Source organism: Cellulomonas sp. APG4 (assembly GCF_009996735.1).
In the GTDB taxonomy this organism is placed as follows: domain Bacteria; phylum Actinomycetota; class Actinomycetes; order Actinomycetales; family Cellulomonadaceae; genus Actinotalea.
Genome location: NZ_JAACYI010000020.1, coordinates 1 through 13,120, shown reverse-complemented (window position 1 = coordinate 13,120; position 13,120 = coordinate 1). Strand labels below are relative to the sequence as shown.

The 13,120-nt window shown below is 73.8% G+C and carries 13 protein-coding genes; 4 read left to right on the top strand and 9 right to left on the bottom strand.

The window, feature by feature from the left end:
* The first annotated feature begins 5 nt into the window (after window positions 1-5).
* The 3 genes from GXB85_RS13860 (at window position 6) to GXB85_RS13850 (ending at window position 1,655) form a co-directional block, all read left to right on the top strand.
* Window positions 6-722 (top strand): AzlC family ABC transporter permease, encoded by a 717-nt coding sequence (locus GXB85_RS13860; RefSeq protein WP_161918254.1) that lies wholly within the window; start codon window positions 6-8, stop codon window positions 720-722.
* Entirely contained in the window at window positions 719-1,036 is a 318-nt protein-coding gene (locus tag GXB85_RS13855) for an AzlD domain-containing protein (RefSeq protein ID WP_161918253.1), read from the top strand. Before GXB85_RS13860 ends, GXB85_RS13855 begins: the two co-directional genes overlap by 4 nt.
* Window positions 1,037-1,097: 61 nt before the next feature.
* Window positions 1,098-1,655, top strand: coding sequence for a GNAT family N-acetyltransferase (locus tag GXB85_RS13850; RefSeq protein WP_161918252.1), 558 nt, complete (start codon window positions 1,098-1,100; stop codon window positions 1,653-1,655).
* A gap of 27 nt (window positions 1,656-1,682) precedes the next feature.
* On the opposite strand, the gene GXB85_RS13845 is transcribed toward GXB85_RS13850, so the two are convergent.
* The gene (locus tag GXB85_RS13845) at window positions 1,683-2,129 is read right to left on the bottom strand and encodes a hypothetical protein (RefSeq protein ID WP_161918251.1); all 447 of its coding nucleotides are present in this window, start codon (window positions 2,127-2,129) and stop codon (window positions 1,683-1,685) included.
* A gap of 5 nt (window positions 2,130-2,134) precedes the next feature.
* The gene (gene dapB, locus GXB85_RS13840; RefSeq protein ID WP_161918250.1) at window positions 2,135-2,890 is read right to left on the bottom strand and encodes a 4-hydroxy-tetrahydrodipicolinate reductase; all 756 of its coding nucleotides are present in this window, start codon (window positions 2,888-2,890) and stop codon (window positions 2,135-2,137) included.
* Window positions 2,891-2,965: 75 nt separating this feature from the next.
* Here dapB and GXB85_RS13835 point away from each other — a divergent pair, with 75 nt between their 5' ends.
* On the top strand, window positions 2,966-3,928 hold the full coding sequence (locus GXB85_RS13835) for a hypothetical protein (protein WP_161918249.1): 963 nt from the start codon (window positions 2,966-2,968) through the stop codon (window positions 3,926-3,928).
* Here the strand turns inward: GXB85_RS13835 and GXB85_RS13830 are convergent.
* The 7 genes from GXB85_RS13830 to infB form a co-directional block, all read right to left on the bottom strand.
* The gene (locus GXB85_RS13830) at window positions 3,886-5,214 is read right to left on the bottom strand and encodes a pitrilysin family protein (protein ID WP_161918248.1); all 1,329 of its coding nucleotides are present in this window, start codon (window positions 5,212-5,214) and stop codon (window positions 3,886-3,888) included. The genes GXB85_RS13835 and GXB85_RS13830 overlap by 43 nt on opposite strands.
* Before the next feature lies 1 nt (window position 5,215).
* Window positions 5,216-7,435, bottom strand: a complete 2,220-nt coding sequence (locus GXB85_RS13825) for a polyribonucleotide nucleotidyltransferase (protein ID WP_161918247.1) — start codon at window positions 7,433-7,435, stop codon at window positions 5,216-5,218.
* Window positions 7,436-7,643: 208 nt separating this feature from the next.
* The gene (gene rpsO, locus GXB85_RS13820) at window positions 7,644-7,913 is read right to left on the bottom strand and encodes a 30S ribosomal protein S15 (RefSeq protein WP_149204771.1); all 270 of its coding nucleotides are present in this window, start codon (window positions 7,911-7,913) and stop codon (window positions 7,644-7,646) included.
* 92 nt (window positions 7,914-8,005) lie between these two features.
* Complete coding sequence (locus GXB85_RS13815; protein ID WP_161918246.1) at window positions 8,006-8,989, bottom strand: bifunctional riboflavin kinase/FAD synthetase; 984 nt, start codon at window positions 8,987-8,989, stop codon at window positions 8,006-8,008.
* A gap of 100 nt (window positions 8,990-9,089) precedes the next feature.
* Window positions 9,090-9,989: a tRNA pseudouridine(55) synthase TruB gene (gene truB / locus GXB85_RS13810; RefSeq protein WP_161918245.1), complete on the bottom strand. Its 900-nt coding sequence runs from the start codon at window positions 9,987-9,989 to the stop codon at window positions 9,090-9,092.
* Window positions 9,989-10,462, bottom strand: a complete 474-nt coding sequence (gene rbfA, locus GXB85_RS13805; RefSeq protein WP_161918244.1) for a 30S ribosome-binding factor RbfA — start codon at window positions 10,460-10,462, stop codon at window positions 9,989-9,991. Before rbfA ends, truB begins: the two co-directional genes overlap by 1 nt.
* A 198-nt stretch (window positions 10,463-10,660) precedes the next feature.
* Window positions 10,661-13,120, bottom strand: a 2,460-nt coding sequence (gene infB / locus GXB85_RS13800; protein ID WP_161918243.1) for a translation initiation factor IF-2, incomplete at its 5' end; no start/stop codon positions are given.

Sequence of the window (13,120 nt, the reverse complement as noted above, 5' to 3'; positions counted from 1 at the left end):
GCGGCATGGCGCAGAGCGGGGAGGCACGGACGACCCCTGCCCAGGTCACCCGCCAGGCCCTGTCCGTCGCCGCGGCGACCGGGCTGTACGGCGTGTCGTTCGGCGCCCTCGCGGTCGCGGCGGGGCTCGACCTCGCCCAGACCGCGGCCCTGAGCCTGCTCATGTTCACCGGTGGCTCGCAGTTCGCCTTCATCGGCGTGATCGGGTCGGGCGGCGCACCGGTGGCCGCGATCGCGACGGCCGCGCTGCTCGGGGCGCGCAACGCGCTCTACGGCGCCGCCCTCGCACCCCTGCTGCGGCGGCCCGGTCCGCGGGGGTGGCTCGCGGCGCACCTGACGATCGACGAGTCGACCGCGGTCGCGACCGCCCAGCCGGACGTCCGTCTCGCGCGGCACGGCTTCTGGTGGACGGGTCTCGGGGTCTTCGTCCTGTGGAACGTGTTCACCGTGGTGGGCGCCCTCGTGGGGGACGCCCTGGGCGACCCGTCCCGGTGGGGGCTGGACGCGGCGGCCGCAGCCGCGTTCCTCGGTCTGCTGTGGCCCCGGCTCGCCGGACGCACCCCGCGCGTCGTCGCCGCCGGTGCGGTGGTCGTCGCGCTCGCACTGACCCCGGTCGCACCCGCGGGCGTCCCGGTGCTCGCGGCGGCCGCCGTCGCCGTGGTCGCCGGGTGGCGCGCGCCCGGTCCCCACCTGCTCGCCGCACCGTCCGGGGCGGGCTCGTGAGCGCCTACGCCGCGACGTGGATCGCGATCCTCGCCGGGGCCGGGCTGTGCTTCGCGACCAAGCTCGTGGGCCACAGGCTGCCCGAGCACTGGCTCGCGCACCCGCGCGTCGCCCGCGTCGCCAGCCTCGTGACCGTCGCCCTGCTCGCCGCGCTCGTCGCGGTGCAGGCCGCGACGTCGGGACGTGCGGTGGTGGTCGACGCGCGGCTCGCGGGGCTCGCGGCCGCAGCGGTCGCGCTCGCGCTGCGCGCTCCCTTCGTGGTGGTGGTCCTGGTCGCGGCCGTCGTGGCGGCCGGCCTCCGCGCCCTCACCTAGGGCACGGCCACGGGTCGAGGTCGACGTCGAGCCCCGGGACGCCGTCGACTAGCCTGCCCGGGTGGCACTCTTCCGCGAGCAGGCCGACGTCTCGGTGCGGCCGGCGACCCCCGAGGACGACGTCGCCGTCGCGCGCGTCCAGCTCCGGGCGTGGCGCAGGGCGCACTCGGCGCTGCTGGGCACCGACGTGCTGGACGCCCTCGACGAGACCGCCGTGCGGGAGCAGTGGGCGCGAGCGATCACCGCACCGCCGTCCCGCAGGCACCGGGTGCTCGTCGCGTGCGAGGGGAACGTCGTCGTGGGTTTCGCCGCGAGCGCGCCGATCGACGCCGCACCCGAGGTCCCGCGAGGCGTCGAGGTCCTGGCGCTCGAGGTCGACCCCGACCACCAGCGGGCGGGGCACGGCTCACGTCTGCTGACGGCGTGCGTCGACCTCGCGCGCGAGGACGGCGACACCCACCTGCAGACCTGGGTGCTCGAGGACGACACGCCGCGCGAGCAGTTCCTCGCGGGTGCCGGCCTCGGCGCCGACGGTGCGCGGCGCGAGCTGGGCCTCGGGGCGGGTGAGGACGGCCTCACGCACGCGGTCGTCGAGCACAGGTGGGTCGCCGAGCTCTGAGCCGGCGCGCGGGCCACCCGTAGGGGCTCAGTCGCGGCGACGCGCGAGGCGCGTGGCCGTCCTGAGGGCGGCGCGGGCACGCCGACGGTCTCCCGACGCGTCGTAGGCGAAGCCGAGCCGGAACCACGACGCGGGATCGTCGGGCCGCTGCTCGACCTCGCGGCGTGCCGCGTCGAAGGCCTCGTCGGCCGCCGCGCGCACGACGCGACCGGCGGGCGTGCGGGGCAGGTCGTCGACGGGCAGGCGGCCCTGCGCGGCGAGCGCGTCCGCGAGCCGCTGGACGCGCGTCGCGAGCGTCCACTCGCGCACCACGAGCCAGACGGCCAGGAGCGGGAGCACGAGCACGGCGAGCCCGAGCGCGACCGCGACCGGCTCACCCGTGCCGACGAGAGCGACGCCACGGCCCGCGACGGCCACGACGTAGACGAGCAGGAGGGCGCTCACGAGGAGCGCGGCGAGCAGCGACCGTCGCATGCGCCTCAGCCGAGATCCAGGTAGTGCTCGAGGCCCACGGTCAGCCCCGGGCGCCGGCCGACCTCACGCACCGCGTGCAGGACGCCGGGCATGAACGAGACGCGGTCGAACGAGTCGTGCCGCAAGGTCAGCTGCTCCCCCGGGTTCCCGAGCAGGATCTCCTCGTGCGCGACCAGGCCGCGCAGGCGGACGGCGTGCACGCGGACGCCGTCGACGTCGGCGCCGCGCGCTCCGTCGAGCGCCGTGGACGTCGCGTCGGGGACCGGGCCCAGCCCCGCGTCCCTGCGCGCGGCCGCGATCCCCTCGGCCGTGTGCCGGGCGGTGCCGCTGGGGGCGTCGACCTTGTCGGGGTGGTGCAGCTCGACCACCTCGACCGACTCGAACCATCGCGCCGCCTGTGACGCGAACCGCATCGCCAGCACGGCGCCGAGGGCGAAGTTCGGCGCGATCAGCACGCCGACGCCGGGAACCGCGGCGAGGGCCTCACGGACGCGGCCGAGCGAGGCCTCGTCCCACCCCGTGGTGCCGACCACCGCGTGCACGCCGTCGGCGACGAGCGCGCGCACGTTGGTCTCGGTCACCGCGGGCACCGTGAAGTCGACCGCCACGTGGGCCCCCGCCCGACTCGCCGCGCCCGGGTCGTCGTCCGCGTCGAGCTCGGCCACGAGCTCGAGCCCCGAGGCGCTCTGCACCGCTGCGCACACCGTCCGGCCCATGCGGCCCCTCGCCCCGAGCACCGCGACCCTGATCAGCTCGTCCACGGTCAGCCACTGTAGTCGCGCCCGTACGTCGGCCCTGCGCCTCAAGGCTCGGGCGTGCGACGCCGATGCACGGGCATGTCGCGTCTGCTGCGAGGTGTCGCACTGCCGGTCGCCGGCCTCCTCGTGGTGCTCGCGGGTGCGACGTGGGCTGTGCACGCAGAGCTCGTGGAGTACGCGCGCTTCGCCGCGACGATCGACGTCGACCTGCCGGCTCCCGACGTGGGCAGCTCGCTCGCCGCGGCCGCACGCTGGTCGGCCCAGGGCGTGGCCCCGGGCCTGCTGCTGCTGTGGATCGCGACCCGCGGAGCCGTGCGCCCCCTCGTGCCTGCGCTGCTGGGCTGCGGTGGGGCACTGCTCTGGGCGGTGCTGGGACAGCTCCCCGACGGGGACCCCGTTCTCCCGTGGCTCGGCCCTGTCCAGCCCTACGACTGGGTCGCGGAGTCCGCGCACGTCGGCCTCGTCCACCCCGCCCGGGCCGTCCCCCTGCTCGTCGTGATCGCCACCGCGCTCACCGTGTGGGGCGCCTCCGGGCTGCGGGAGGACGACGCAGCGGCCGGGCGAGGCGTCGCCAGGACCCGTGACGGGGCCGTCGCGCTGGCGACGCTCATGGGGCTCGCGCTGGTGTGCGTCGCCCTCGCCACGGGTGCGGCGGTCGCCGCGACCTCCTGGCCAGGTGCGACCTGGTGGGACCTCGCTCGTGCACCCGAGGTCACCGAGACCACGCTGCGCGCACTGGCGCTCGTGGTCGTCGCCGCCCTGGCCTCGGGCCGGCTCTGGGCGGTGGTGCCCCTCGTCCTCGCGTGGGTCGCGGCGGTGAGCGAGGATCTCGTCACATGGTTCGGCGGTGCCGGCGACGTGCTGCTGCTCCCGCCCCTCCTGTCAGCGACGGGCGCCCTGCTCGCGTGGCTCTGGCGACCCTGCGCACGCGGCTTCGAGACCCTGGTGAGCCCGACGACGCCAGGGGCCGTGAGCGACCCCGCCCCCCTCGGGGCTCCTCAGCCGCCGAAGGGGCCGACCTTGACCACCGAGCGCGGCTGAGCCGCGAGCTCCGCGGCGAGCTCCTGCACGTCGCGAGCCGTCACCGCACGGATCCGCTCGAGAGACTCCTCCTGCGAGAGCAGCTCGCCGTGCACCAGCTCGGCCTTGCCGAGCCTGCTCATCCGTGACCCTGTGTCCTCGAGGCCCAGCACGAGCCCGCCCGAGAGCTGCCCGATGCTGCGCTCGAGCTCGGCGGTGGTGATGCCGTCCTGCGCGAGCCGTTCCCACTCGGCAGCCATCAGCTCGATGACCTCGTCGACCCGACCGGGTGCGCAGCCCGCGTAGAGACCGAACAGGCCTGCGTCGGCGTGCCCCGACGAGAAGCAGTAGACCGCGTAGGCGAGCCCTCGCTTCTCACGGATCTCCTGGAACAGCCGCGACGACATGCCACCACCGAGGACCGCCGAGAGCACGGAGAGGGTGAACCGCCGCTCGTCGGTCGCGTGGGGCCCTGGCCCGCCGAGGATGACGTTCGCCTGCTCGGTCGTCCGCCGTACCGCGAGCTCGGTACCGACCGACGAACCGACGACCGAGGCGTCACCGCGCCGTCGCTGCGCTGGGGCGGCCGAGGCGTCGAGCCTCCACCCGCCCACGTCGAGCGCCTCGAGCACCTGCGCGCACACCGCGTCGTGGTCGACTCCCCCGGCGGCCGTGACCACGAGGGTCGACGGGCCGTAGTGCTCCCGGTAGTGGGCGGCAACCGCGTCCCGGGGCACGGCGCGGATCGAACCGGGCGTGCCACCGATGGGACGGCCGAGCGGATGCGTGCCCAGGACGGCCGCGGCGAACTGCTCGTGCACGACGTCCGTCGGGTCGTCGTCGTTCATCGCGAGCTCTTCGAGGATCACGCCGCGCTCGATCTCGAGCTCGTCGGCGTCGAGCTTCGCCGACGTCACCATGTCACCGATGACGTCGACCGCCATCGGCAGGTCGGCGTCGAGCACCCGTGCGTAGTAGCACGTGTGCTCCTTGCCCGTGGCCGCGTTGGCCTCACCGCCGACGGCGTCGAACGCCTCGGCGATGTCCATCGCGGACCTGCGGCCGGTGCCCTTGAAGAGCAGGTGCTCGAGGAAGTGGGTCGATCCGTGGTGACCGTCGCGCTCGTCACGTGAACCGACACCCACCCACGCGCCCACGGTGGCCGAGCGCAGACCGGGCATCGCCTCGGTGAGCACCCGGACACCGCCGGGCAGGACGGACCGGCGCACGAGTGCGCCCCCGTCCTGCCCGACGGTCAGCTCGCTCCCGGGCGTGCCCGGGGCGCTGAGCGGAAGGTCGACCGGCACCTCAGGCCTGCGCGTCGGCCTGCTCGCCGCCCTCGCCGGCCTCCTCGACCACCGCGTGCAGCGACAGCTTGCCCCGCGGGTCGATCTCACCGATCTCGACCTGGACCTTCTGGCCCACGCCGAGGACGTCCTCGACGTTCTCGACGCGCTTGCCCCCGACGAGCTTGCGGATCTGCGAGATGTGCAGCAGGCCGTCCTTGCCGGGCGAGAGCGACACGAAGGCCCCGAAGGTGGTCGTCTTGACGACCGTGCCCACGAAGCGCTCGCCCACCTCGGGCATGTGCGGGTTGGCGATCGCGTTGACGGCGGCCCGCGCGGCCTCGGCCGACGGTCCGTCGGTCGCGCCGATGTAGACGGTGCCGTCGTCCTCGATCGAGATGTCGGCGCCCGTCTCCTCCTGGATCTGGTTGATCATCTTGCCCTTCGGGCCGATGACCTCACCGATCTTGTCGACCGGGACCTTGACCGTGATGACGCGCGGTGCGTTCGGCGACATCTCGTCGGGCGCGTCGATCGCCTCGTGCATCACGTCGAGGATGTGCAGGCGCGCGTCGCGGGCCTGGGTGAGCGCGCCGGCGAGCACCGACGCGGGGATGCCGTCGAGCTTCGTGTCGAGCTGGATCGCGGTGACGAACTCGCGCGTGCCGGCGACCTTGAAGTCCATGTCGCCGAAGGCGTCCTCGGCCCCGAGGATGTCGGTGAGCGCGGCGTAGCGCATCTCACCGTCGACCTCGGCCGAGATCAGGCCCATCGCGATGCCCGCCACCGCGGCGCGGAGCGGCACACCGGCGTTGAGCATCGACAGGGTCGAGGCGCAGACCGAGCCCATCGAGGTCGACCCGTTGGAGCCGAGAGCCTCCGAGACCTGACGGATCGCGTAGGGGAACTCCTCACGCGACGGCAGCACCGGCATGAGCGCCCGCTCGGCGAGGGCACCGTGGCCGATCTCGCGCCGCTTCGGCGAGCCCACGCGGCCCGTCTCACCGGTCGAGTAGGGCGGGAAGTTGTAGTTGTGCATGTAGCGCTTGCGCGTCTCGGGCGAGAGCGTGTCGAGCTGCTGCTCCATGCGGAGCATGTTCAGCGTCGTGACACCCAGGATCTGGGTCTCGCCACGCTCGAACAGCGCCGAGCCGTGCACGCGGGGAAGCACCTCGACCTCGGCCGAGAGCGTCCGGATGTCCGCGAGCCCACGACCATCGATGCGCACGCCGTCACGAAGCACGCGCTCACGGATGAGCTTCTTGGTGACCGCGCGGACCGCCGCGGAGAGCTCCTTCTCGCGGCCGTCGAAGCCGTCCTGGAGCGCACCGATCGCGGCGTCCTTGATCTCGTCGAGGCGGGACTCCCGCTGCTGCTTGTCCGCGATGGTGAGCGCCTCGGCGAGCGGGCCCGCGACCTCGGCCTCGACGGCGGCGTACGCGTCGTCCTGGTAGTCGAGGAAGCGCGGGAACTCCTGCGTCGGCTTCGCGGCCTTGGCCGCGAGCTCCGACTGCGCCTCGCAGAGCGCCCGGAGGAAGGGCTTGGCGGCCTCGAGGCCCTCCGCGACGACCTCCTCCGTCGGGGCGGCGACGCCCTCGTTCTTGACGAGGTTCCACGAGCCCTCAGTCGCCTCGGCCTCGACCATCATGATCGCGACGTCGTCACCGACGACGCGCCCGGCGACGACCATGTCGAAGACCGCGCGCTCCTTGTCGCTGTGCTTCGGGAACGCGACCCACTGGCCGTCGATGAGCGCGATGCGCACACCTGCGATGGGGCCCGAGAACGGCAGGCCCGAGAGCTGCGTCGAGAGCGAGGCCGCGTTGATCGCGAGCGTGTCGTAGGCGTCGTCGGGGTGCAGCGCCATGACGGTGATGACGACCTGGACCTCGTTGCGCAGACCCTTGACGAACGTGGGGCGCAGCGGGCGGTCGATCAGACGGCACGCGAGGATCGCCTCGGTCGAGGGCCGGCCCTCACGACGGAAGAACGAGCCGGGGATGCGCCCGGCCGCGTACATGCGCTCCTCGACGTCCACCGTGAGCGGGAAGAAGTCGAAGTGGTCCTTGGGGTGCTTGCCGGCCGTCGTCGCCGACAGCAGCATCGTCTCGCCGTCGAGGTACGCGGCGGCGGAGCCCGCAGCCTGGCGTGCCAGGCGCCCCGTCTCGAACCGGACGGTGCGGGTGCCGAAGCGACCGTTGTCGATCGTCGCCTCGGTGAACTGGATCTCGGGTCCCTCCATGGGGTCCTCCTCGTGTCGAAGTGCCCCGGCTTCGCGGCGGTCTTCGATCGAGGTCCGCGGAGCCTGCTCCGCGAGCCACTACCGAGGACCGGACGTCGGTTCCGGGGTGGTGGGTTGTCGTGCGTGGCCCCTGCGGGCCGACCCGCGCGTACGCGGGCCTGAACCGGACCAGCCCGGACCCCGAGGGGCCCGGGCTGGTCCGGGAGGTTCAGCGGCGCAGGCCGAGCCGTTCGATCAGGCTGCGGTAGCGGTTGATGTCGACCTTCTGCAGGTAGCCGAGGAGACGGCGGCGCTGGCCGACGAGCAGGAGCAGGCCACGACGCGAGTGGTGGTCGTGCTTGTGCTCCTTGAGGTGCTCGGTCAGGTCCTTGATGCGCTGCGTGAGGAGCGCGATCTGGACCTCGGGCGAGCCCGTGTCGTTCTCGGTGGTGGCGTACTCGGTCATGATCCGCTGCTTGGTGGCGGCATCGAGGGGCACAGGCTCTCCTGGTGGGTCGTTGCGCGGTGCTCCGGGGCATGTCCACCCGGGCGCTCTGGGTCCGCGGCCGATCTGACGGCACCGGCATGCTATCAGCCGGCCAGGTCGGGCCCCAACACCAGGGGGCCCGCAGCGAGCCGCTCACGCGTGCGCCGCACGTCGTCCTCCATCTGCGCCACGAGTGCCTCGACCGAGTCGTAGCGCTCGGTCGGCCGCAGGCGCTCCACGAGCTCGAGCACGACCTCCTCGTCGTAGAGGTCGAGGTCGTCGCGGTCGGGCACGTGCGCCTCGACCCGACGCCCGACACCGTCGAACGTGGGGTTCGTCCCGATCGACACGGCGACGGGCAGGTAGCCGTCCGCCAGTCCCTCAGGCAGGCCCGTGCGACGCATCCAACCGGCGTAGACGCCGTCGGCGGGCACCATGCCGCTCGTCGCACCGAGGTTCGCCGTCGGGAAGCCGAGCTCGCGGCCGCGCGCGTCACCGTGCACCACGACGCCCCGTACGCGGTGGGGTCGGCCCAGGATCTCCGCAGCCCGGGTCACGTCGCCCGCGGCGAGCAGCTCGCGCACCCAGGTCGACGACCAGCGCCGGTCGTGCTCGCCGTGGAGGTCCTCGATCACCTCGACGGCGAAGCCGTGCTGCTCACCGAGTGCGACCATCGTGCCCAGGTCACCGGTGTTGTCGACGCCGAAGCGCACGTCACGGCCGACCACGACCGTGCCCGCCCGCAGCCCGTCGACGAGGTACGTGCGGACGAAGCCCTCGGGCGTCATCCGTGCGAAGTCGAGCGTGTACTCGACCAGCAGCACCGCGTCGAGTCCCGTCTCGGCGAGCAGCTCGAGCCGGTCCGCGACCCCGGTGATGAGGTCGGGCGCCACCTCGGGCCGGTGCACCTGGGCCGGGTGGGGGTGGAACGTGACGGCGACGGCGGCGGCGCCTGCGGCGCGCGCACGTCCGACCATGCGGGTCAGGACGCTGCGGTGGCCACGGTGGACGCCGTCGAAGTTGCCGATCGTCACGACCGACGGGCCGAAGCCCGCGGGGACCTGGCTCAGGTCGGTCCAGCGGTGCACGCGTCCTCCTGCTCTCCTGGGTGTGCCGGGCCGACCGACGGCTCGGACGTGGACAAGCCTGCCACCCCGCGGGGGCGTCCCCGGACGCGCGGGCGCGCCGTCATGCCGGCGCGAGCACCAGCACGGGCCGCGTCGCACCGCCGTCGTCGGCGACGAGGGCCACGAGCGTGCCGTCGGGCGCGAAGGCCGCCACGGGCGCGTCGCGGGTGCCACCCTCCCCCGCGGGCTCGACGCGCCGGCCGTGGCGCAGGTGCTCGGCCTGTTCCTGGTCGAGCTCGCGCGCCGGGAAGATGGCGCGCGCCGCCTCGGCCATCGGCAGCACCGCGAGCTCTTCCGTGAGCTGCTCGACGGTCCGCGCACCGGTCACCCGGTAGCCACCGACGCGGGTACGACGCAACGACGTGAGGTGACCGCCGACGCCGAGCGCCGCGCCCAGGTCGCGCGCGAGCGCGCGCACGTAGGTACCCGACGAGACCCTCACCCGGACGTCGAGGTCGACCACCGTCGCGCCGTCGGCGAGACGCTCGCGCCGGTCGACCACGTCGAACCGGTCGACCGTCACGGGGCGCGGCTCGAGCCGCACCTCCTCACCCGCGCGCACGCGGGCGTACGCACGTCGGCCGTCGACCTTGATCGCGCTGACGGCCGAGGGCACCTGCAGGATCGGACCCGTGAGGGCGCGGACGGCGGCGTCGATCGCCGACGGGTCGACGTTGCCGGCACCGACGCGCGCGAGCACCTCCCCCCCGGCGTCGTCCGTCGTCGTCGTGACGCCGAGCCGCACCGTCGCGTCGTAGTCCTTGTCGGCACCCACCACGTAGGTGAGCAACCGCGTCGCACGCTCGACGCCGAGCACGAGCAGGCCGGTGGCCATCGGGTCGAGCGTCCCCGCATGGCCGACCCGGCGGGTGCCGGCCAGCCGGCGCACGCGGGCGACGACGTCGTGGCTCGTCCAGTCGGTCGGCTTGTCGACGAGGACCAGACCCGACTCGGCGGCCATCAGGCGCGCGGACCGTCGGTCTCGTCGTCGAGCTCTCCCTCGTCGTCCACCTCGTCCGTCGCGTGCCGGTAGGGGTCGGCCTCCCCGGCGTAGCGCGCGGCACGAGCCAGCTCGGCCACCTCGGCGTCACGCTCGGCGGCCTTGCGCAGCGCCTCCTCGAGGTGCTCGGCGGTCTCCGGCACGGCGTCGGCGACGAACTCGAGAGTCGGCGTGAGCCGGATGCCCACCTGCTTGCCGACCTCGGAGCGGATGAGCCCCTTGGCGCTCTCGAGCGCCGCCGCGGTGCCCGCGCGAGCCTCGGCGTCACCGAGCACGGTGTAGAAGACCGACGCGTGCTGGAGGTCACCCGTGACGCGCACGTCCGTGACCGTCACGAACCCGAGCCGGGGGTCCTTGATGCGCGTGTCGAGCATCCGAGCGACGACCTCGTGCACACGATCCGCGACCTTCCGCGCCCTGGGATGGTCAACCATGAGTTCTCTCCTTGCCTACGAGGACGACGTGCGGGGCACCTCACGCTCCGCGCGGGTACCCACGGTGGTGCGGCGACCCGGAGCGTGCCGGGGAGCCGGTGCCCGGCCCTGGTGGGCCTGGCGGACGGCCGACGAAGGAGGCCGTCGGGCGGGCCGGGCGCCGGTTCCCCGGCACGCGACCCACCCGACGGCACGACCTCAGGAGCGCGGCTTCTCCTGCAGCTCGAACGTCTCGATGACGTCGTCGACCTGGAGGTCGTTGTACGACCCGAGGCCGATGCCGCACTCGTAGCCCTCGCGTACCTCGGTCGCGTCGTCCTTGAACCGCTTGAGCGACTCGATCGCGAGGTTGTCCGCCACGACGTCTCCCCCGCGCAGCACGCGGGCCTTGGCGTTGCGGCGGATGAGGCCCGAGCGCACGAGCGAGCCGGCGATGTTGCCGAACTTGCTCGAGCGGAAGATCTCGCGCACCTCGGCGGTACCGAGCTGCACCTCCTCGTACTCGGGCTTGAGCATGCCCTTGAGCGCAGCCTCGACGTCGTCGATCGCCTGGTAGATGACCGAGTAGAAGCGGACGTCGACACCCTCGCGCTCGGCGAGCTCCTCGACGCGCTCGGCGTACTTGACGTTGAAGCCGAGGATGATCGCGTTGTCGACGGTCGCGAGGTTCACGTCGTTCTGCGTGATGGCGCCCACACCGCGGTGGATGACACGCAGCGCCACCTCGTCGCCCACGTCGATCTTGAGCAGCGCGTCCTCGAGGGCCTCGACGGCACCCGAGACGTCGCCCTTGAGGACGAGGTTGAGGGTCTCGACCTTGCCCTGCTGCAGAGCGCTGGTGAAGTCCTCGAGGCTGATCCGCTTGCGGCGCTTGGCCAGGAACGCGGCGCGCTCGGCGGCCTCACGCTTCTCGGCGATCTGCCGGGCCGTGCGGTCGTCGGGCGCCACCAGGAAGGTGTCACCCGCGCGCGGCACCGACGTCAGGCCGAGCACGAGCACCGGACGTGCAGGGGTCGCCTCGTCGACCGTCTCGCCGTGCTCGTCGAACATCGCACGCACGCGGCCGTGGGCCGTCCCCGCGACGATGGCGTCTCCCACCCGCAGCGTCCCGGACTGGACGAGCACGGTCGCGACCGCGCCACGCCCCTTGTCCAGGTTGGCCTCGACGGCCACGCCGCGAGCGTCCTTGTCGGCGTTCGCCCGGAGGTCGAGCGACGCGTCGGCGGTCAGCAGGACGGCCTCGAGGAGGTCGTCGATGCCCATCCGCTGGAGCGCGGAGATGTCGACGAACATCGTGTCGCCGCCGTACTCCTCGGCCACGAGGTTGTACTCGGTGAGCTGCTGACGGATCTTGGCGGGGTTGGCCCCCTCCTTGTCCACCTTGTTCACCGCGACCACGATCGGCACGCCGGCCGACTGCGCGTGGTTGAGCGCCTCGATCGTCTGAGGCATCACGCCGTCGTCGGCCGCGACCACGAGGATCGCGATGTCGGTCACCTGCGCACCACGGGCACGCATGGCCGTGAAGGCCTCGTGACCCGGGGTGTCGATGAAGGTGATCGCCCGCTCGACGCCCTCGTGCTCGGCGTGCACCTGGTACGCACCGATGTGCTGGGTGATGCCGCCGGCCTCGCCCGCGACGACGTCCGCCGAGCGGATGGCGTCGAGGAGCTTGGTCTTTCCGTGGTCGACGTGACCCATCACCGTGACCACCGGCGGCCGCGCCGTCAGCTGGTCGTCGCTCTCGGCCTCGGCCTCGGCCTCGAGGTCGATGTCGAAGGCCCCGAGCAGCTCGCGGTCCTCCTCCTCCGCCGAGACCATCTCGACGACGTAGCCGAGCTCGGCCGCGAGGGTCCCGAACGTGTCCTCGTCGAGGGACTGCGTCGCGGTCGCCATCTCACCGAGGTGGAACAGCACCGTGACCAGGCTCGCGGGGTTCGCGTCGATCTTGTCGGCGAAGTCGTTGAGCGACGAGCCGTGGCGCAGGCGGACGACGGTCTTGCCGTCGCCGCGCGGCACCTGGACTCCGCCGAGCGACGGCGCCTGCATCTGCTCGAACTCCTGGCGCTTCGCGCGCTTCGACTTGCGTCCGCGGACGGGCCGACCACCGGCACGACCGAACGCGCCGGCCGTGCTGCCACGGCCCGCGCCGCCGCGGCCGCCGCCACCTGGACGTCCGGCGAAGCCGCCGCCACCGCCCGGCCGACCGCCGAACCCGCCGCCACCACCGGCGCCGGGACGGCCGCCGCGGCCACCACCGGCGCCACCACCGGGTCCACCGGCCCCGGGGCGTCCGACCGACGTGCGGCCGGGCATCATGCCCGGGTTGGGCCGGGGACCGCCCGCGGGCGGGCGGGGGCCACCGGTGCGCTCGCCGCCGCCGTCACGGGCGCCGTCGCGACCGCCGGGACGCGGCATGCCCTGGCTCGGGGCGAAGGGGTTGTTGCCCGGACGCGGACCACCCGGACGCGGGCCACCGGGACGCGGGCCACCGCCCGAGCGGGGCATGCCCTGGCTCGGGGCGAAGGGGTTGTTGCCCGGACGCGGACCACCCGGACGCGGCCCCGGCGCCGGGGCCGTGCGCGGACCGGGCGCGGGAGCGGGCTTCCGCTCCGCCTCGGGCGACGCACTCGCCGCCTCCGCCGCGGGAGCCGCGGG